Here is a 19,172-nt window from a genome sequence, read left to right on the forward strand (position 1 = left end):
GACACGGCCAGTGGGGTCGCTTTTGTGTTCGCATAACTTCGCTGCGCGAAGTGAGCGAACCCCGCTGCGCGAACTTTGGTTACTTTCTTTTTGGCGACGCAAAAAGAAAGTAACTGCGCCGCCGGGCGCACATCCCGGCCAGCCGCGCCTCCAACACCCAAAAACTCAGTCCACCACCACGACAGGCACCCGCTGCGCCAGCGCACACATCAGCTCGTAGCCCACCGTCCCGGCCGCATGCGCCACCTCGTCGATCGACAGCACGCTGCCATCGGCCGCCACGCCCCACAGCGTGGCGACGCTGCCCGGTCGCGCCTGCGGCACCGGCGTCAGGTCGACCACCAGCATGTCCATGCTGACCCGCCCCAGCGTCCGGGCGCGCACGCCGTCGACCAGCACCGGGGTGCCGGTGACGGCGTGGCGCGGATAGCCGTCGGCGTAGCCGCAGGCCACCACGCCGATGCGCATCGGCGCATCGGCGCGGAAGATCGAGCCGTAGCCCACGCAGTCGCCGGCCTGCAACTCGTTCACCGCGATCAGTTCGGCCGCCAGCGTCATGGTCGGGCGCAGGTCCCAGTGCGCGGCATCGTGCGCGGGGAAGTCGGGCGACGAGCCGTATGCCGCGATGCCCGGCCGCACCCAGTCGCCGCGCACCTCCGCGTCCTGGCCATGGCGCAGCGTGGCGGCGCTGTTGCACACGCTGCGCTCGCCTGCCAGGCCCTCGGTGGCCTGCTGGAACAGCGCCCACTGCGCGGCGATACCCTTGGCGCCATCGGCGTCGCTGAAGTGGGTCATGAGCGAGACATCGCCGGCCTGCGGCAGCGCCTGCAGGCGCGCATAGGCGGCGCGGAAGTGCCCGGGCGCGAAGCCGAGCCGGTTCATGCCCGAGTTGAGCTTCAGGAATACGTGCTGCGGATGCTGGGCCTTGTGCGCCGCCAGCCAGTCGATCTGGGCCTCGCGGTGGACCGTGTGCCACAGGTTCAGGCGCGAGCACAGCTCCAGGTCGCGCGGCTCGAACACGCCTTCCAGCAGCAGGATCGGGCCGCGCCAGCCGAGCGCGCGCACGCGCTCGGCCTCGGCCAGGTCGAGCAGGGCAAAGCCGTCGGCGCCGCGCAGGCCCTCGAACACGCGCTCGATGCCGTGGCCGTAGGCGTTGGCCTTGACGATGGCCCAGACGCGCGCGCCCGGCGCGGCGGCGCGCAGGCGCTGCAGGTTGTGGCGCAGCGCGCCGGTGTGGATGGTGGCTTGGATGGGGCGGGGCATGGCTGGTCCGGAAAGTTCGCACGCCGATGGCGGATGGCGAGGATTCTGGCACTGCGCGGCGCCGGGAAAGCTGCCAAGATGCGCCCACACCTGCGTGCTATAACCGCCGCACTTCAGTAGGCCGGCAGCTCTTGATCTCTCGCACCCGTCTTTTTGGGCGCGCCGCGTGGCGGTGCGCGCCGTGGCACCGACAGCCCTGCGGCCAGGCGCCGGCCAGCCGGCCGGCCTTGCCACGGCCATGGCCATGGCCGGCTGCATGGCATGCGGGGGCCGAGTCGTGAACCGCGGCTTCTACACCATCATGGCAGCGCAGTTCTTCAGCTCGCTGGCCGACAACGCCTTGTTCGTCGCGGCGGTGGAGTTGCTGCGCAGCACCGGCACACCCGAATGGCAGAGCGCGGCGCTGGTGCCGATGTTCGCGCTGTTCTACGTGATCCTGGCACCCTGGGTCGGCGCCTTCGCCGACTCGCGTCCCAAGGGCCACGTGATGTTCTACAGCAACGCGATCAAGATCGTCGGCTGCCTGGCGATGCTGTTCGGCGGCCACCCGCTGCTGGCCTACGCCATCGTCGGCCTCGGCGCCGCGGCCTACTCGCCGGCCAAGTACGGCATCCTGACCGAGCTGCTGCCGCCCTCGCAGCTGGTCAAGGCCAACGGCTGGATCGAGGGCCTGACCATCGCCTCGATCATCCTCGGCGTGCTGCTGGGCGGCCAGCTGGTCGGGCCGCACCTGTCGGCGCCGCTGCTGGCGCTCGAGCTGCCGCGCGTCGAGACCGCGCCCGAGGCGGCGATCGCGGCGCTGGTGCTGGTCTACGCGGTCGCGGCGGCCATCAACCTGCGCATTCCGCGCACCGGGGTCGAGATGCGGCCGCTGCCGGCGTCCAAGCTGTCGCTGCTGCCCGACTTCTGGCGCTGCAACGCGCGCCTGTGGGGCGACAAGCTGGGCCAGATCTCGCTCGCCACCACCACGCTGTTCTGGGGCGTGTCGGGCAACATGCGCTACATCGTGCTGGCCTGGGCGGCAGTGGCGCTGAACTACGGCACCACCGAAGCGGCCAACCTGGTCGGCGTCGTGGCCTTCGGCACCGCAGCTGGCGCCATCGCGGCGTCGGCGCGCATCCGGCTCGACCGCGCCACCACCGTGATGCCGCTGGGCATGCTGATGGGCGGCCTGGTGATCGCCATGATCTTCATCCATCAATTGTGGATCGCGGTGCCGTTCCTGATCGCCATGGGCGCGCTGGGCGGCTACATCGTGGTGCCGATGAACGCGCTGCTGCAGCACCGCGGCCACAACCTGATGGGCGCCGGCCGCTCGATCGCGGTGCAGAACTTCAACGAGCAGGCCTGCATCCTGGCGCTGGGCGCGCTGTACAGCGCCTCGACCGGGCTCGGCCTGTCGGCGCTCGGCGCCATCGCGCTGTTCGGCGCCGTGGTGGTGGCGGCGATGGCGCTGATCCAGCTCTGGTACCGCCACAACCTGCGCCACCACACGGCCGAGGTCAAGCAGCTGATGCGGGTCGCCCGTGGCGGCCATCGGCGGCGCTGAACGTGAGCGCTCCTTCACATGGGCCGGTGGCGGCCCTGCTGTTCAACGCGCTGGTCTGGGGCCTGTCGTGGATTCCGCTGCAGGCGCTGTACCGGCTCGGCCTGCATCCACTGATCAGCATCACACTGGTGTTCGGCGGCGCGCTGGCGACGCTGCTGCTGTCGCGGCCGGCCAGCCTGCGCGGCCTGGTGCGCGCGCCGCAGCTGCTGGCCGTGTCGCTGGCCGCCGGGTTGACCAACATCGGCTTCAACTGGGCGGTGACGATCGGCGACGTGGTGCGCGTGGTGCTGCTGTTCTACATGATGCCGGTGTGGTCGGTCGGCCTGGCCTGGCTGATGCTGGGCGAGCGTCCGACGCGCGCCGCGCTGCTGCGCCTGCTGCTGGCGCTGCTCGGGGTGACACTGGTGCTGCAGCGCCCGGGCCAGGCCTGGCCGCTGCCCTCGGGACTGGCCGACTGGCTGGCCCTGATGGGCGGATTCTGCTTCGCGCTGACCAACGTGCTGCTGCGCCGCTGGCGCGACACGCCCGGCGACGCGCGCGCGCTGGCCATGTTCGGTGGCGGCTTCGTCATGGCCGGCGCGCTGGCGCTGGGCAGCGGCGCATTGCAGACGCTGCCGACGGCGCCGGTCGGCGACTGGCTGGCCTGGGTGTCGCTGCTGGCGATCGCGGTGTTCGGCGGCAATCTCGCACTGCAATACGGCGCCGCGCGGCTGCCGGCACAGGTGACGGCGCTGATCATGTTGTCCGAAGTGCTGTTCGCCAGTGTGTCGGCGGTCTTGCTCGGCGCGGCCACGCTGACCAGCGCCACGCTGGTCGGCGGCGCGCTGATCGTGCTGGCCGCGCTGCTGGCGATCCGGCGCTGAAGCAGCCCGCCGCACGCCGAGCGTGAACCGGTTCGGCGCGCTATGCTGGCGTCCGCAGCGCCTTGCCGACCCATTTCCGACTCGTTGCCGACCAGGAGAACCCGCCATGCCCACGCTCGACAGCTTCCGCGTCACCACCCTCGACGGCCGCCAGACCACGCTGGCGGACTACCAGGACAAGGTGCTGCTGATCGTCAACACCGCCAGCCAATGCGGCCTGACGCCGCAGTTCGCCGGCCTGCAGGCGCTGCACGAGCAGTACGCGGCGCAGGGCTTCACGGTGCTGGGTTTTCCCTGCAACCAGTTCGCCGGCCAGGACCCCGGCAGCAACGAGGAAATCGGCGCCTTCTGCCGGCAGAACTACGGCGTGACGTTTCCGATGATGGCCAAGATCGAGGTCAACGGCGACGGCGCCGACCCGCTCTACAAGTGGCTCAAGGCACAGGCGCCGGGCATCCTGGGCAGCGAGGCGATCAAGTGGAACTTCACCAAGTTCCTGCTCGGCCGCGACGGCCAGGTGATCAAGCGCTACGCGCCGCAGGACGAACCGGCCACGCTGGCAGCCGACATCGAGGCGGCGCTGGCGGCCTGACCCGGTCGCGCCACACGCCGGCAACCGGAGCCCGGCGCGGCTACGACGACCGCAAGGCCTCGTCCAGCACCTCGACCCAATGCCGCACCGGCAGTTCGGTGCCGGCCTGCAGGTGGGTGATGCAGCCGATGTTGGCCGACAGGATGGCTTCCGGCCGCTCGGTGGCGCGCTCGCCGATCAGGTAGCCCAGCTTGCGCTCGCGCAGCTGCAGCGACAGCTCGGGCTGCAGCACCGAATAGGTGCCGGCCGAGCCGCAGCACAGGTGGGCCTCCTGCAAGGCCGGGCGCAGCTCGAAGCCGAGCGCGCCCAGGTGCTGCTCGACGCCGCCGCGCAACTGCTGCGCGTGCTGCAGCGTGCAGGGCGCATGCCAGGCCAGCATGCCGGCGCGCGGCCTGACGCGCCTCTTCAGGGCCGCCACGATGTCGGGCAGCAGCTCGCTCAGATCACGCGCCAGTTCGCTCACGCGCGCCGCCCGGTCGGCATAGCGCGGCTCATTGCGCAGCAGGTGACCATATTCCTTCACCATGGCGCCGCAACCCGAGGCATTGATGACCACCGCCTCGACGCTGCCGCGCTCGATGTGCGGCCACCAGGCGTCGATGTTGGCACGCATCTGCTTCAGCCCGCCGGCGCCGTCGGCCAGGTGGTACTTGACGGCGCCGCAGCAGCCCTGGCCGCGCGGCAGCACGCACTGGATGCCGGCGGCGTCCAGCACGCGCGCGGTCGCGGCGTTGATGTTGGGCGCCATCGACGGCTGCACGCAGCCTTCCAGCAGCAGCACCTTGCGCGCGTGCTCGCGCGTCGGCCAGCGGCCGGCATCGCGGCGCTCCGGCACCTTGGCCTTGAGCGCCGCCGGCAGCAGCCCGCGCACCGACTGCCCCACGCGCATGGCCGGCCCGAACAGCGGCGACGACAGGCCCTTGCGCAGCCAGTCGCGCTGGCGCTGGTCGGCGGCCGTGCGCGCCACCTTGGCTTCCACCACCTGGCGCCCGATGTCGACCAGACGGCCGTACTGCACGCCGCTGGGGCAGGTGGTCTCGCAGTTGAGGCAGGTCAGGCAGCGGTCCAGGTGCTGCTGCGTCTCGCGCGTGGGCTGTCGCCCCTCGAACACCTGCTTCATCAGGTAGATGCGCCCGCGCGGGCTGTCGAGCTCGTCGCCCAGCAGCAGGTAGGTCGGGCAGGTGGCCAGGCAGAAGCCGCAGTGCACGCACTTGCGCAGGATCGCCTCGGCCTCCTGGCCGTCGGGGGTGTCGCGGAATTCGTCGCTGAGGTGGGTTTGCATGGGCCGTATCCAGGCTCAGTAATCCAAGGCCATGCGCCCGGGGTTGAGGATGCCGGCCGGGTCGAACTCGGCCTTCAGCGCGCGGTGGATGCGCGCCAGCGGTTCAGCCAGCGGCGTGAACACCGCCGCCCGGCCGTCGCCGCCGCGAAACAGCGTCGCGTGCCCGCCGGCGCGCGCGGCGGCCTCGCGCACCCGCGGCGCCTCGGCCGGCGCGGCCCGCAGCCAGCGCAGGCCGCCGTGCCATTCGACCATGGTCGGGCCCAGATTCAGGGGCGTCGCCGTGTCAGGCACGCTGGCGCGCCACAGCGCCTCGCCGGGTTCCAGGCGGAAGAACTGCAGCGCCTGGTCGCGCAGCGCGTCCCACTGGCGCGTGGCGCCATCCTGGTCCATCGCCTCGCCGCCCATGGTCTGGCGCGCCGCCTGCACCGCCGCCCGGGCGCCACGCAGGCGCACCGCCAGCTGGCCATTGGCCCAGCAGCTCGCATTCAGCGGCAGCGGCTGGCCGCCCCAGCGGTTGAGCTGCTGGCGCGCCGTGGTCTCGCTCCATTCGAACAGCAGTGTCGCCTCGGCCGGCGGCACCGGCAGCACCTTCAGGCTGACCTGCACGATCACGCCGAGCGTGCCCATGGCGCCGGTCATCAGCCGGCTGACGTCGTAGCCGGCCACGTTCTTCATCACCTGGCCGCCGAAGCTCAGCAGTTCGCCCTTGCCGTTGATGATCTGCGCGCCGAGCACATAGTCGCGCAGGCTGCCGACGCTGGCGCGCGCCGGGCCCGACAGCCCGGCCGCCACCATGCCGCCGACGGTGCCGGCGACGCCGAAGCGCGGCGGCTCGAACGGCAGGCACTGGCCGTGCTCGGCCAGCAGCGCCTCCAGCTCGCGCAGGCGGGTGCCGGCACGCACCGTCACCACCAACTCGCTCGGCTCGTAGCTGACCACGCCGGCCAGCGGCCGCAGGTCCAGCAACTCGCCGTGCAGCTGCTGGCCGTAGAAGTCCTTGCTGCCGCCGCCGCGGATGCGCAGCGGCCGCCCGCGCTCGGCGGCCTTGCGGATCTTGTCGATGAGGGGTTCCAGCGCGGCGTCCATGCGGGCGATGGTAAACGCTGCGCGGCGGGGGCCGCCGCCCCGCCGCCTGCGTCGATCCGTAAAAAAGGCCCGCCGATGCGGCGGGCCAAGTCCGACCTTGGAAAACCTGCCGGGCAACGGCCCCGGCATCCGATCTCAGCGGCTGTAGGCGGTCTCGCCGTGGCTGCTGATGTCCAGACCCTGGCGCTCGTCCTCCTCGCTCACGCGCAGGCCCAGCGTCACGTCGACGATCTTGTAGGCGACGAACGAGACCACGCCCGACCAGGCCACGGTGAATAGCACGCTCTTGAGCTGGATCCACACCTGGCCGGCCATGTCGAAGCTGGCCGGGTCGGCGCCGCCGGTGCCGCCCAGGCCGGGGGCCGCGAATACGCCGGTCAGGATGGCACCCAGGATGCCGCCCACGCCATGCACGCCGAACACGTCGAAGGCGTCGTCGGCGCGCAGCAGGCGCTTGAGGCCGCTCACGCCCCACAAGCAGACCAGGCCAGCCAGCGCGCCGATCACCAGCGATCCCATCGGGCCGACGAAGCCGGCCGCCGGCGTCACCGCCACCAGGCCGCCGACCGCGCCCGAGGCCGCGCCCAGCATCGAGGCCTTGCCCTTGTGCAGCGCCTCGCCCAGCGACCAGGCCAGCGTCGCGGCGGCGGCGGCCAGCACGGTGTTGATGAAGGCCAGGCCAGCCCCGCCGTTGGCCGCGCCGGCCGAGCCGGCGTTGAAGCCGAACCAGCCGACCCACAGCAGCGAAGCCCCCACCATGGTCAGCGTCAGGCTGTGCGGCGTGAAGGCCTCGCGGCCGTAGCCGACGCGCCGGCCGATCATCCAGGCGCCGACCAGGCCGGCGACGCCGGAGTTGATGTGCACCACGGTGCCGCCGGCGAAGTCGAGCGCGCCGTCCCTGGCCAGCAGGCCGCCGCCCCAGACGATGTGAGCCATCGGCACGTAGCTGAAGCTGAACCACAGCACCATGAACAGCAGCACCGCCGAGAACCGGATGCGCTCGGCGAAGGCGCCGACGATCAGGCAGCAGGTGATGGCCGCGAACGTGCCCTGGAAGGCCACGAACACGTACTCGGGAATCGTCGGCAGCGCGCCGATGCTGTCGGGCGCGATGCCCTTGAGGAACAGCTTGTCGAAACCGCCGAAGAAGTCGCCCTCGCCGCTGAAGGCCAGGCTGTAGCCGTACACCGCCCACAGCACGCTGACGAGCGAGAACACCACGAACACCTGCACCAGCACGCTCAGCATGTTCTTGCTGCGCGTGAGGCCGCCGTAGAACAGCGCCAGGCCAGGAATGGTCATCAGGATGACCAGCAGGGTGGAAGTCAGCATCCAGGCGGTGTCGCCGGAGTCGATGGCGGGCGCCGCCTGGGCCAGGGCCAGGCCGCCGGGCAGCAGCAGCGCGGGAAGGATCAGCAGGGATTTCATGGGTGGGGTCCTCGTGTGCGGTGGATGCGCTTACAGCGCGGCGTCACCGGTCTCGCCGGTGCGGATGCGGATGACCTGCTCGAGCGCGGACACGAACACCTTGCCGTCGCCGATCTTGCCGGTGCGTGCGGCGCGCTCGATGGCCTCGACGGCGCGTTCGGCCAGCTCGTCGCCGACGGCGGTCTCGAGCTTGACCTTGGGCAGGAAGTCGACCACGTATTCGGCACCGCGGTACAGCTCGGTGTGGCCCTTCTGGCGCCCGAAGCCCTTGACCTCGGAAACGGTGATGCCCTGCACGCCGAGCAGGGACAGCGCCTCGCGCACTTCCTCCAGCTTGAAGGGCTTGATGACGGCGGTGATGAGTTTCATGGGAGTTCCTTGTCGATGGGGTGGACGTGATGCGGCCGCGTCCTAGAACTGGTACTTGAGCCCGAGCAGCAGCGCGGTCCGGCCGGTGAAGCGGCCGCCGGGGGTGGTGTAGAGCGCCTGGTCGGCATTGCTGCCGACCACGCTGGCGCTGGCCACCAGGCCGTTGCCGAAGTCCTTGTTCAGCGTGACGGCGACGTCGGTGTACGAATACGCGCCATGACGGCGGATCCACTGGCGGCCGATGTGCGGCGCCACCGACCAGCCGTCGCCGAGGTCGAAGCTGGCCGACAGATCCAGGTAGCCGCTGTGCCGGCTGTCGTCGAAGCCGAACAGGTTGGTCAGCGCGTGCGAGTACTTGAGCGTGACGATGTCGTAGCTCAGCGCGCCATAGACCTCGGTGGTGTTGGGGCTGACGGCGAGCCGGTGGCGCGGGTAGCGGTAGTGCAGCAGGCCGACGTCGTAGCCGATCGCGCCGGCCGTGCCCTTGTAGCCGCCGTACACGTCCCATTCCATCGGCGCGTCGCCGCCGGCGTCCCCGATCCACTTGATCGAGCTGAGCCAGGTGCCGAGGTAGAAGCCGCTGGCATGGCTGTAGTCGGCACCGGCGCTGACGGCCGGCTTCAGACGGCTTTGCGAGATGCCGCGGTAACGGTAGTCGCTGGCGACGCCGACGTTGAAGCCGACGCTGTGCTCGGGCGCGGGCGCGGCGGTCTGCGCCAGGGCGCCGGCGCTGGCGCCCAGCGCGGCCAAGGCCAGGCTCAGGTGTTTCAGGGTGCCCCGGGGGTGCTTCATGGTGTCCTCGCTTCTCTTTCCATGGGTGAACACATCCCCTCAAGCAGGGACCGTGCCAGGCCGCGCACCGGCTAGATTCAAGGGCGCGGCGCGCCGCCGGCGCGGCGTCCGCACCACCCCGGGGCACCGGCGTGGTGCGCGCTTTCAGGCCGCCAGGCGGCGGCGCATGCACCAGAAAGGGGATCGACAGCGCGATGGGTTTGAGTCTGGTGTCGAGCCGCGCCCTGATGGGCCTTGCGGCGCCGGCGGTCACGGTCGAGGTGCACCTGGCCAACGGCCTGCCCAGCTTCACCCTGGTCGGGCTGGCCGACGTCGAGGTCAAGGAGGCGCGCGAGCGCGTGCGCTCGGCGCTGCTGAACAGCGGGCTGGCGTTCCCGCACAACCAGCGCATCACGGTCAACCTGGCGCCGGCCGACCTGCCCAAGGATTCGGGCCGCTTCGACCTGCCGATCGCGCTCGGCATCCTTGCCGCCAGCGGGCAGATCGACGGCGCCCGCCTGGCTGGCTGGGAGTTCGCCGGCGAGCTGTCGCTGTCGGGCGAATTGCGCCCGGTGCGCGGGGCGCTGGCGATGAGCGTGGCCTTGCGCCGTGGCGGCGTCGATGCGCGCCTGGTGCTGCCGCCGGGCAGCGCCGAGGAAGCGGCGCTGGTGCCGGGCATGGCGGTCCATCGCGCGCGGCACCTGCTCGACGTGGTGGCGCAGTTCCTGCCGGCTGCCGCTGGCGAGCCGCCGGTTGCCGATGGCTGGGCGCGCGTGCCGCCGGCCGAGCGCGCGGCCGATCCGACCTACGCCGACCTGTCCGACGTCAAGGGCCAGGCCGGCGCCAAGCGCGCACTGGAGATCGCCGCCGCCGGCGGGCACTCGCTGCTGATGATCGGCCCGCCGGGCAGCGGCAAGTCGATGCTGGCGCAGCGCTTTGCCGGCCTGCTGCCGCCGATGGGCGTCGATGAGGCGCTGCAGAGCGCGGCCGTTGCCAGCCTTGGCGGCAGCTTCACGCTGGCGCACTGGGGCCAGCGCCCGACGCGCGCGCCGCACCACACGGCCAGCGCGGTGGCGCTGGTGGGCGGCGGCTCGCCGCCGCGGCCGGGCGAGATCTCGCTGGCCCACGAAGGCGTGCTGTTCCTGGACGAACTGCCCGAGTTTCCGCGTGCCGCGCTCGAAGCCCTGCGCGAGCCGCTGGAGTCCGGCCACATCACCATCAGCCGCGCCGCGCAGCGGGCCGAGTTCCCGGCACGCTTCCAGCTCGTCGCGGCGATGAACCCCTGCCCCTGCGGCTACCTGGGCTCGCGCACGCGCGCCTGCCGCTGCACGCCCGACCAGGTGGCGCGCTACCAGGGCAAGCTGTCGGGGCCGCTGATCGATCGCATCGACCTGCACGTCGAGGTCGGGGCGCTGCCGCCTGACGAGCTGCTGGCGGCGCCGGCGGGCGAAGACACAGCCAGCATCCGAACCCGTTGCGCCACTGCGCGCCAGCTTGCGATCACCCGCCAGGGCGTGCCCAACCAGGCGCTGCAGGGCCAGGCGATCGATGAACATGCACGGCTCGACGATGCGGCACGCCAGTTCCTGCACACCGCCGCCACCCGGCTGGGTTGGAGCGCCCGCGCCACCCACCGAGCGCTGAAGGTGGCGCGCAGCATCGCCGACCTGGCCAGCAGCCAGACCGTCAGCACGGCCCACGTGGCCGAAGCGGTGCAGTACCGGCGCGCCCTGCGCGGCGCTTGAACCGGCAGTCGATCAGCGCCGCCGGATAGCGTGGCGCAGCGCCTCGACGTCGCGCGCCACCATGCGCTCGGCGTGCGCCAGCGCGCGGCGCTCGCGCCACTGACGCCACTGCATGCCCAGCTGCGCCGCCCCCAGTTCGGCCACGCGCGAGCCCCAGGCACCGATGGCGCGCGGCGAACGCAGGCCGGCGCCATCGGCTTCCCGCCGCTGCGGCGGCTCCTCATCGGCCGGTCTTGGTTCGCCTTTCGCGTCACGCGCGTCCGGCCGACTCAGCCAGTAGGCCGCTGCCACCGAAACCAGCAGCGCCAGCCCTTCCAGGGTGGCCTGTTTGCGCAGCGCGCCATCGCTGCCCGCGAGCGCACGCAACCGGCGGCCGCCAGCTCGGCCCCCATCCGATCGTCCGCCCGCTGCCGCCAGACGCTCACCCGGCGACTCGGCGCCTGCTTGCACCGGCGCAGCAGATGCGACGTCCGACAGCACCGCCGCCACGGCGGCCGTGTCCTGCGCAGCTTCACCGGCACCGGCCTTGCGCACCTCGGCCTGCGCCGCGGTGACGGCCGCAGCCGGCGGCGGCGTGGCCTCGGGCGTGAACTGGCCGGTCCGCTCGGCCATCGCACGCGCCACGCTGGCGCCGAACAGCAGCACCGCAGCGGCGAAGTAGATCCACATCAGCAGCACCACCAGCGAGCCCGCCGCGCCGTAGGCCGACACCACGGCCGCCGTCGACAGGTACAGCGCCAGCGCGTACTTGCCGACGCCGAACAGCAGCGCGCCCACGGCCGCGCCCCACAGCAGGTAGCGCAGGCGCGGCTGCGGCCCGGCGCTCATGCGCATCAGGGCCACGAACAGCCCGGTGGTGATCAGGAACGAGATCAGCTGGTTCAGCGCCGCCAGCACCAGCGACATGTTCCAGCGGCTGCCGGCCCAGGTCTCCAGCAGGCTGAGCAGGCTGGCGATCACCGTGGACACCAGCATCAGGAAGCCGAACGCCAGCACGTAGGCCACGCCGCGCAGGCGCAGCGTCGCGGTGTGCCACCAGGCATCGACGGCGGCCACGCCGGTACCCTGGGTCCACAGGCGCTCGAAGGCCGATTGCAGTTCGGCGAACACCCCCGTGGCACCGACCAGCAGCAGCACGAAGGCCAGCATCGACGCGAACACGCCCTGCCCTGCCTCCTGCGAGCTGGCGATGGCCGAACGGATCACCTCGGCGCCCTGCTGGCCCACCACGCCGCCGATCTGCGTGACCAGGCTGGTGGTGAGCACCTCGCGGTCGAGCCACCAGCCGAGCCCGGCGACGATCAGCACCAGCAGCGGTGCCAGGCTGAGGATGCCGTAGAACGACATCGCCGCGCTCATGCGCAGGCCGTCGGCGTCGGACCACAGCTCGAACGAACGGTACAGCGGATACAGCGGCTTCAGCGCGCCGCGAAACAGGGCCGGCGCTTGTTGCGACGTCGGCGACGCGGCGGTCATGGGGGCGGAGGCGGCATCCATCGGGCCAAGTCTAGGCCGCTGCCTGCGGCGGTCCGACGGCCAGGATCGACAACCGTTGTCAGCGGATTACCTGCACGCAGGTCGCACAGCTCACGCGGGTCCTCGCGCCAGGTCAGCGATGACAGGACGCCGATACCCTAAGGAAAACCACTAGGCATGGCTAGCGTTTTGTATACGATTTTTGCCGTAGATTCGATCCTATCCGCAAGAACACCCGGCCGCGTTGCATCAACCAACGCCAAGCCGCCGCCGCGCATCCCAACACGACGGAGAACCCTCATGCCCATCACCCGACGCCACGGCCTGGCACTGGCCGCCACCCTGCTCGCCGGCACCGCCATGCCGCACGCGCTGGCGCAGGCCACGACGCCGATCAAGTTCCAGCTCGACTGGCGCTTCGAAGGGCCGGCCTCGCTGTTCCTGCTGCCGGTGGCCAAGGGCTACTTCAAGCAGGCCGGGCTGGACGTGAGCATCGACGCCGGCAGCGGCTCGGGCGGCGCCGTCACGCGCGTGGCCTCGGGCGCCTACGACATGGGCTTCGCCGACCTGGCGGCGCTGATGGAGTTCCACGCCAACAACCCCGACGCCCCCAACAAGCCGGTGGCGGTGATGATGGTCTACAACAACACGCCGGCCACGGTGTTCGCGCTGAAGAAGTCCGGCATCGCCAAGCCCGCCGACCTGACCGGCAAGAAGCTCGGCGCGCCGGTGTTCGACGCCGGCCGGCGCGGCTTCGCGCTGTTCCAGCAGGCCAACAAGGTCGGCGACGTTGCCTGGACCTCGATGGACCCGCCGCTGCGCGAGACCATGCTGGTGCGCGGCGACGTCGATGCCATCACCGGTTTCGGCTTCACCTCGCTGTTGAACCTGGAGGCACGCGGCGTCAAGGCCGGCGACGTGGTGATGATGCCGTTCGCCGACCACGGCGTGAAGCTGTACGGCAACGCCATCATCGCCAGCCAGAAACTGGTGAAGGAGAACCCGAACGCCATCAAGGCCTTCCTCAGCGCCTTCACCAGGGGCGTCAAGGACGTGATGGTCAACCCGCCGGCGTCGATCGACTACGTCAAGGCGCGCGACGGCATCGTCAACGTGCCGCTGGAAACACGCCGCCTGCAGTTGTCGATCGATTCGGTCATCGCCAGCCCCGACGCGCACGCCGAGGGCTTCGGCCAGATCAATCCGGCCCGCCTGTCGCTGATGGCCTCGCAGATCTCGGACACCTACGGCACCAAGACGCGTGTCAACCCGGACACGGTGTGGAACGGCAGCTTCCTGCCTTCCAAGGCCGAGCTCGACGTGCTGCCGCGCGCCCGGAAGCAGTAAGCGCATGGGCATGCATGGCCACGGCCCGGCGCCGGTCCTGCCGCGTGCGACGCCGGGGAGCATCAGGTGAGCGCGGCGACGGACAGCGCCTTCATCGATTTTTCCGACGTCTGGCTGGCCTACAACGACGCGCTGCTGGCGCAGGGCCAGTTCGCCGTCGAGGCCATCGACCTGAAGATCGCGCAGGGCGAGTTCATCGCCATCGTCGGGCCGTCGGGCTGCGGCAAGTCGACCTTCATGAAACTGGCCACCGGCCTGAAGCGGCCCTCGCGCGGGCACATCGTGATCGACGGCGCACCGGTGACCGGCCCGCTGAAGATCTCCGGCATGGCGTTCCAGGCACCCTCGCTGCTGCCCTGGCGCACCACGCTCGACAACGTGCTGCTGCCGCTGGAGATCGTCGAACCCTACCGCTCTCAATTCCGCAGCAAGCGGCCCGAGTACGCTGAACGCGCCCGCGCCCTGCTGCGCCAGGTCGGCCTGGGCGGCTACGAGGACAAGTTCCCGTGGCAGCTCTCGGGTGGCATGCAGCAGCGCGCCAGCATCTGCCGCGCGCTGATCCACGAACCGAAGATGCTGCTGCTGGACGAGCCGTTCGGCGCGCTCGACGCGTTCACGCGCGAGGAGCTGTGGTGCACGCTGCGCGACCTGTGGGAGGTGCAGCGCTTCAACGTCATCCTGGTCACGCATGACCTGCGCGAAAGCGTGTTTCTGGCCGACACCGTGTACGTGATGAGCAAGAGCCCCGGCCGCTTCGTGGTGCGGCGCGAGATCGACCTGCCGCGCCCACGCGAGCTGGAGATCACCTACACCAAGCACTTCACCGAGATCGTGCACGAGCTGCGCGGGCACATCGGTGCCATGCGCCAGTCCGGCGCGGAGCTGGCGCAATGAGCGCCGCCGGCAACCGCCGCCTGATGGAGCGCGCCTCGCCCTTCGTGCTGATGGCCATCATCGCCGTGCTGTGGGAGTTGATCTGCCGCGTGTTCGGCGTGTCGGAATTCATCTTCCCGGCACCCTCGGCCATCTGGGACCGACTGGTCGAGTTCTACCCCGTCATCGCGGCCCACGCCTGGCGCACCTTCTGGGTCACCATGGTCGGCTTCGCCCTGGCCATCGTGGTCGGCGTGCTGCTGGGCTTCATCATCGGCTCATCGCGCATGGCCTACACCGCCATGTACCCGCTGATGACCGCCTTCAACGCCCTGCCCAAGGCGGCCTTCGTGCCAATCCTGGTGGTGTGGTTCGGCATCGGCGTCGGCCCGGCGGTGCTGACGGCCTTCCTGATCTCGTTCTTCCCCATCACCGTCAACATCGCCACTGGCCTGGCCACGCTGGAGCCCGAGCTGGAGGACGTATTGCGCGTGCTTGGCGCCAAGCGCTGGGACGTGCTGACCAAGGTCGGCCTGCCGCGCTCGATGCCGTACTTCTTCGGCTCGCTGAAGGTCGCCATCACCCTGGCCTTCGTCGGCACCACGGTGTCCGAGATGATGGCCGCCAACGAGGGCATCGGCTACATGCTGGTCTCGGCCGGCGCGTCGATGCAGATGGCGCTGGCCTTCGCCGGCCTGCTGGTGGTCGGCGTGATGGCGATGCTGATGTACGAGCTGTTCTCGTGGGTCGAGAAGCACACCACGGGCTGGGCGCACCGGGGTTCACAGGCGGGCTGAGCCGCCTGGCCGGGCCAGACCCCGAGCGCCGTTGGCAGGACGGGGCCGGCCATGGCTCGTTTGCGACCGCCGGGTAGGCCATACTCGCGACTCCCAAGCATCCGGGACCGGTGTGCCGGGCCCACTTCAGGAGAGTCGAAACGCCATGAAATGGAAGATCCGGGTCGAGGAATACACGACCCCCTACCCCATCACCGTCAACGAGGAACTGTCGATCGACGAGCTGAACCGGCTCATGCAGACCCACGATGTGCGCCACCTGCCGGTCATGCGCGACGGCACCGTGGTCGGCGTCATCAGCGACCGCGACCTGCGCCTGGCCAGCGGGCTGGGCGAGCAGCACAAGATCCAGATCCGCGCCGGCGACCTGATGACGACCGACCCGATCACCGTCAGCGCCGACACCCTGCTCGACGAGGTGGCGATCAAGATGGCCGACCTCAAGATCGGCAGCGTGATCGTCAACGACGAGAACGGCGAACTGCTCGGCATCTTCACCATCAGCGATGCCTTGGAAGCCTTGATCGAGATCAGCAGCTCAGACCAGGTTTGAGCCCATCATTGGCCTGCTGAAAAACGTCAACCACCGAGGAAGGAGCCATTCAGACACAGGGGAGCTTGCCGTAATGAGTGGAACGCTTACAAGACTGGCCGCCCTGGCCGCCCTGGCCATCGCACCGGCACTGGCCACGGGTCAGGACTTCACCCGTGCCGAACAGCTGTTCACGCAGCATTGCGCGGTCTGTCACGGCGCCGATCGCGGCGGGTACATCGGGCCGGCACTGAACCGCGACGACACCCGGCTGTCGCGCGCCGACGTGGCCAAGATCATCCTCGGTGGCAGCCCGCCGACGCTGATGCCGCAGCACCCAAGCTGGCGCGGCGCGCTCTCCGGCAAGGATCGCGAGCTGCTGGCCGAACTGATCACCACGCAGCCCAGGCGCACGCTCGGCTGGAGCATCGACGAGGCGCGCCAATCGCTGCAGGTGCTGGTCAAGGACGAATCGCGGCTGCCGGCCAAGCCGAAGTACCGGATCGACCACATCGACGACCTGATGGCCGTGATGTCGCGCAGCCGCCAGGGCGCGGGCAACGAGGCCAAGGTGCTGTTCTTCGACGGCCGCACGCACCGCCAGGTCGGCGAGGTGGCCACCGGCTTCGCGCCGCACCTGATGGACTTCCACCCAACCGAGCCGCGCTGGGCCTACGTGCGCGACGACGCCGGCTGGGTCCACAAGATCGACCTGTACTCGATGCAGACCGTGCGCAAGGTACGCGCCGGCCTCAACGGCACCTCGCTGGCGATCTCGCGCGACGGCCGCTACGTGGCGGCCGGCTCGTACGTGCCGCACACCATGGTGATCCTGGACGCCGCCACGCTGGAGCCGGTGCGCCAGATCGACCTGTCCGGCATCGACCCCGACGGCAAGCAGGTCGAGGCCGACGCCGGCATCATCCTGTCGACCCCGTTCGCCAACTACTTCGTGGTGGCGCTGGAGCAGGCCGGCCAGGTCTGGATCATTGACCTGGACCGCCCTGGCATGCCGATCACCCCCATCGCCAACGTCGGCCGGCACCTCCATGACGGCTTCCTCTCGCCCGACGGGCGCCATTTCGTCGTCTCGTCCTACGACGACCACCTCAACGCCGTCATCGACCTGGCCGAGGCCCGCATCGTGCGCAAGATCCCGGCCGGCTGCCAGCCGCACCTGGGCTCGGGCGCGGTGGTGCGCGTGGGCGAGCGCCTGCTCGGCATCGGCACCAACATCGGCGAGGCGGACTGCAAGTCATTCGAGGTCACGGTGTTCGACATGAACACTTTCGAACTCGTCAAGCGCATCCCCGTGATCGGCCCCACCGAGTCACCGGCGGCCCACCCGGACGCGCCCTACATCGTGGTCGACATCGTCGGCACCGGCCCCAACGCCAGCAAGCTGCAGTTCATCGACAAGGAATCGCTCGAAGTGGTGCGCACCATCGAAGTCGAAGGCACGCTCAGCCACTCACACTTCCCCGAATACACCGCGCGCGGCGACTTCTTCTACGTCAGCGCACGCTACCGCGGCGACCGCAGCCACAGCGCCGCCGGCCGGTTGGCGGTATTCGACTCACGCACCCTGCGCCAGGTGAAGTCGATCGCCCTGGACGTGCCCGCCGGCGTGTTCTCGCGCACACGGGCGAGGGCAGTGGCGGTGGGGTTGTAGGAGCGGGTGCGGTGATCCTGAGCGACGCCTTACGGCCCCAGCAGTTTGTCAATAGACGTTCTGACTTCGAATAATGTGTATCTCGCTCGGGATCCCAGGCCAAAAAATTTCGGCCTCTCCTGTTATCTGCCGTTCCAGTTAGACCACATATCCTAGTGATCTAAAATACGCCGCGCGCGGTATCGTAGGCGCCCTCGGTTCCGGCTAGACCACAAATCCCAGTGATCTAAAATTCGTGCTGTGGCCGACGAATGGCTGAGCCAGTTCCGGCTAGACCACAAATCCCAGTGATCTAAAATGAAGCAGGAAAAGCAGCGCGAGCGCGCTAAGTTCCGGCTAGACCACAAATCCCAGTGATCTAAAATGGCTCGAGATGCGCATCGAGAAGCGCGAGAGTTCCGGCTAGACCACAAATCCCAGTGATCTAAAATGTCATTCCGCAATGAATGCAAGCCCGGCGTGTTCCGGCTAGACCACAAATCCCAGTGATCTAAAATCGACCGCGTGGTGATGCGCATGGTGCTGGAGTTCCGGCTAGACCACAAATCCCAGTGATCTAAAATGCCATCGGTGCGGCGCACGAAGCGGCCGGGGTTCCGGCTAGACCACAAATCCCAGTGATCTAAAATACTCGATGACATGAGTTCAGCGCCCGACGAGTTCCGGCTAGACCACAAATCCCAGTGATCTAAAATACGCCGCCGAGTGCTCTGGCTGGCCGTACAGTTCCGGCTAGACCACAAATCCCAGTGATCTAAAATGGTCGAGCAGGCGTCCACCAACGCGGCCAAGTTCCGGCTAGACCACAAATCCCAGTGATCTAAAATTACGCGCTTCTGCTCTCGAACTTTGCCATCGTTCCGGCTAGACCACAAATCCCAGTGATCTAAAATAACACCACCAACAACTGAACCGCCCTCGGGGTTCCGGCTAGACCACAAATCCCAGTGATCTAAAATCGTTGGGCTATTCGCTGCCCACCAGCAAAGGTTCCGGCTAGACCACAAATCCCAGTGATCTAAAATGCCTTGGGCTTCGATGAGCGCTTTGATTTCGTTCCGGCTAGACCACAAATCCCAGTGATCTAAAATTCGACGCCAGCTTGAGCGCCGCCGACAAGGGTTCCGGCTAGACCACAAATCCCAGTGATCTAAAATGCGCAGGGTATCTACCTGCGCGGCTGTCAGGTTCCGGCTAGACCACAAATCCCAGTGATCTAAAATCGTCATCGAGCGCGATGGCGAGGAGGCGTAGTTCCGGCTAGACCACAAATCCCAGTGATCTAAAATGCGCGCGTCTCCGCATTTGAGCGATGCTGAGTTCCGGCTAGACCACAAATCCCAGTGATCTAAAATTGGCGCTGGGGCGGAGCTGCATCGCTTTATGTTCCGGCTAGACCACAAATCCCAGTGATCTAAAATCGAGATGCTGGACTTATGTGGCTGCCGTATGTTCCGGCTAGACCACAAATCCCAGGGCGGTTTCAAGACCGAAGTGCAACACCGAGGTCAATGAACCGAAGTTGAT

General features: G+C 69.0%; 16 protein-coding genes and 1 CRISPR repeat array. Of the genes, 9 read left to right on the forward strand and 7 right to left on the reverse strand.

The annotated features are described in order from the left end of the window. Positions 1-165: 165 nt before the first annotated feature. The gene (alr, locus tag PK606_RS08430; protein WP_324562724.1) at positions 166-1,263 is read right to left on the reverse strand and encodes an alanine racemase; all 1,098 of its coding nucleotides are present in this window, start codon (positions 1,261-1,263) and stop codon (positions 166-168) included. Between the two features lie 277 nt (positions 1,264-1,540). On the opposite strand from alr, the gene lplT reads away from it, so the two are divergent. The 3 genes from lplT (at position 1,541) to PK606_RS08445 (ending at position 4,267) form a co-directional block, all read left to right on the forward strand. After that, on the forward strand, positions 1,541-2,812 hold the full coding sequence (lplT, locus tag PK606_RS08435) for a lysophospholipid transporter LplT (RefSeq protein WP_324562726.1): 1,272 nt from the start codon (positions 1,541-1,543) through the stop codon (positions 2,810-2,812). Positions 2,813-2,814: 2 nt separating this feature from the next. Continuing rightward, on the forward strand, positions 2,815-3,675 hold the full coding sequence (locus PK606_RS08440; protein WP_324562728.1) for a DMT family transporter: 861 nt from the start codon (positions 2,815-2,817) through the stop codon (positions 3,673-3,675). Positions 3,676-3,781: 106 nt separating this feature from the next. Next, positions 3,782-4,267: a glutathione peroxidase gene (locus PK606_RS08445; RefSeq protein WP_324562731.1), complete on the forward strand. Its 486-nt coding sequence runs from the start codon at positions 3,782-3,784 to the stop codon at positions 4,265-4,267. 40 nt (positions 4,268-4,307) lie between these two features. Here PK606_RS08445 and glcF read toward each other — a convergent pair whose 3' ends face one another. The 5 genes from glcF to PK606_RS08470 all read right to left on the reverse strand — a co-directional run bounded on the left by glcF (position 4,308) and on the right by PK606_RS08470 (position 9,224). After that, the gene (gene glcF / locus PK606_RS08450; RefSeq protein WP_324562733.1) at positions 4,308-5,549 is read right to left on the reverse strand and encodes a glycolate oxidase subunit GlcF; all 1,242 of its coding nucleotides are present in this window, start codon (positions 5,547-5,549) and stop codon (positions 4,308-4,310) included. A 15-nt stretch (positions 5,550-5,564) separates the two neighbouring features. Then, entirely contained in the window at positions 5,565-6,635 is a 1,071-nt protein-coding gene (gene glcE, locus PK606_RS08455; protein WP_324562737.1) for a glycolate oxidase subunit GlcE, read from the reverse strand. Between the two features lie 135 nt (positions 6,636-6,770). Beyond that, positions 6,771-8,063 (reverse strand): ammonium transporter, encoded by a 1,293-nt coding sequence (locus PK606_RS08460; RefSeq protein WP_324562738.1) that lies wholly within the window; start codon positions 8,061-8,063, stop codon positions 6,771-6,773. 30 nt (positions 8,064-8,093) lie between these two features. Further along, the gene (locus PK606_RS08465) at positions 8,094-8,432 is read right to left on the reverse strand and encodes a P-II family nitrogen regulator (protein WP_324562739.1); all 339 of its coding nucleotides are present in this window, start codon (positions 8,430-8,432) and stop codon (positions 8,094-8,096) included. A 42-nt stretch (positions 8,433-8,474) separates the two neighbouring features. Next, positions 8,475-9,224 carry a TorF family putative porin gene (locus tag PK606_RS08470; RefSeq protein WP_324562743.1) on the reverse strand — a complete coding sequence of 250 codons (750 nt, stop codon included), beginning with the start codon at positions 9,222-9,224 and terminating at the stop codon, positions 8,475-8,477. A 194-nt stretch (positions 9,225-9,418) separates the two neighbouring features. On the opposite strand from PK606_RS08470, the gene PK606_RS08475 reads away from it, so the two are divergent. After that, the gene (locus PK606_RS08475) at positions 9,419-10,948 is read left to right on the forward strand and encodes a YifB family Mg chelatase-like AAA ATPase (RefSeq protein ID WP_324562745.1); all 1,530 of its coding nucleotides are present in this window, start codon (positions 9,419-9,421) and stop codon (positions 10,946-10,948) included. A 12-nt stretch (positions 10,949-10,960) separates the two neighbouring features. Here the strand turns inward: PK606_RS08475 and PK606_RS08480 are convergent, their stop codons facing one another. Next, positions 10,961-12,445, reverse strand: a complete 1,485-nt coding sequence (locus PK606_RS08480; RefSeq protein ID WP_324562747.1) for a YihY/virulence factor BrkB family protein — start codon at positions 12,443-12,445, stop codon at positions 10,961-10,963. Between the two features lie 339 nt (positions 12,446-12,784). Here PK606_RS08480 and PK606_RS08485 point away from each other — a divergent pair, with 339 nt between their 5' ends. From PK606_RS08485 to PK606_RS08505, 5 genes are all read left to right on the forward strand, one after another. Continuing rightward, positions 12,785-13,771, forward strand: a complete 987-nt coding sequence (locus PK606_RS08485; RefSeq protein WP_324562764.1) for an ABC transporter substrate-binding protein — start codon at positions 12,785-12,787, stop codon at positions 13,769-13,771. Between the two features lie 66 nt (positions 13,772-13,837). Further along, positions 13,838-14,665 (forward strand): ABC transporter ATP-binding protein, encoded by an 828-nt coding sequence (locus PK606_RS08490; protein ID WP_324562750.1) that lies wholly within the window; start codon positions 13,838-13,840, stop codon positions 14,663-14,665. Continuing rightward, positions 14,662-15,441 (forward strand): ABC transporter permease, encoded by a 780-nt coding sequence (locus tag PK606_RS08495; protein ID WP_324562753.1) that lies wholly within the window; start codon positions 14,662-14,664, stop codon positions 15,439-15,441. Before PK606_RS08490 ends, PK606_RS08495 begins: the two co-directional genes overlap by 4 nt. Before the next feature lie 145 nt (positions 15,442-15,586). After that, on the forward strand, positions 15,587-15,994 hold the full coding sequence (locus tag PK606_RS08500; protein WP_324562755.1) for a CBS domain-containing protein: 408 nt from the start codon (positions 15,587-15,589) through the stop codon (positions 15,992-15,994). A gap of 73 nt (positions 15,995-16,067) precedes the next feature. Then, a complete protein-coding gene (locus tag PK606_RS08505) occupies positions 16,068-17,645 on the forward strand; it encodes a cytochrome D1 domain-containing protein (RefSeq protein ID WP_324562757.1) in 1,578 nt (525 codons plus the stop codon). Positions 17,646-17,776: 131 nt separating this feature from the next. Next, positions 17,777-19,066: direct repeats of the CRISPR family, unit length 36 nt; unit sequence GTTCCGGCTAGACCACAAATCCCAGTGATCTAAAAT. Positions 19,067-19,172: the final 106 nt, after the last annotated feature.

It is taken from the genome of Ottowia sp., from assembly GCF_035444425.1.
Lineage (GTDB): Bacteria > Pseudomonadota > Gammaproteobacteria > Burkholderiales > Burkholderiaceae_C > Ottowia.

Coding starts and splice junctions, on each gene's coding strand:
- alr (WP_324562724.1), bottom strand. CDS start 1,263: ATGCCCCGCCCCATCCAAGCCACCATCCACACCGGCGCGCTGCGCCAC.
- PK606_RS08445 (WP_324562731.1), top strand. CDS start 3,782: ATGCCCACGCTCGACAGCTTCCGCGTCACCACCCTCGACGGCCGCCAG.
- glcF (WP_324562733.1), bottom strand. CDS start 5,549: ATGCAAACCCACCTCAGCGACGAATTCCGCGACACCCCCGACGGCCAG.
- glcE (WP_324562737.1), bottom strand. CDS start 6,635: ATGGACGCCGCGCTGGAACCCCTCATCGACAAGATCCGCAAGGCCGCC.
- PK606_RS08460 (WP_324562738.1), bottom strand. CDS start 8,063: ATGAAATCCCTGCTGATCCTTCCCGCGCTGCTGCTGCCCGGCGGCCTG.
- PK606_RS08465 (WP_324562739.1), bottom strand. CDS start 8,432: ATGAAACTCATCACCGCCGTCATCAAGCCCTTCAAGCTGGAGGAAGTG.
- PK606_RS08470 (WP_324562743.1), bottom strand. CDS start 9,224: ATGAAGCACCCCCGGGGCACCCTGAAACACCTGAGCCTGGCCTTGGCC.
- PK606_RS08475 (WP_324562745.1), top strand. CDS start 9,419: ATGGGTTTGAGTCTGGTGTCGAGCCGCGCCCTGATGGGCCTTGCGGCG.
- PK606_RS08480 (WP_324562747.1), bottom strand. CDS start 12,445: ATGGATGCCGCCTCCGCCCCCATGACCGCCGCGTCGCCGACGTCGCAA.
- PK606_RS08485 (WP_324562764.1), top strand. CDS start 12,785: ATGCCGCACGCGCTGGCGCAGGCCACGACGCCGATCAAGTTCCAGCTC.
- PK606_RS08495 (WP_324562753.1), top strand. CDS start 14,662: ATGAGCGCCGCCGGCAACCGCCGCCTGATGGAGCGCGCCTCGCCCTTC.
- PK606_RS08500 (WP_324562755.1), top strand. CDS start 15,587: ATGAAATGGAAGATCCGGGTCGAGGAATACACGACCCCCTACCCCATC.
- PK606_RS08505 (WP_324562757.1), top strand. CDS start 16,068: ATGAGTGGAACGCTTACAAGACTGGCCGCCCTGGCCGCCCTGGCCATC.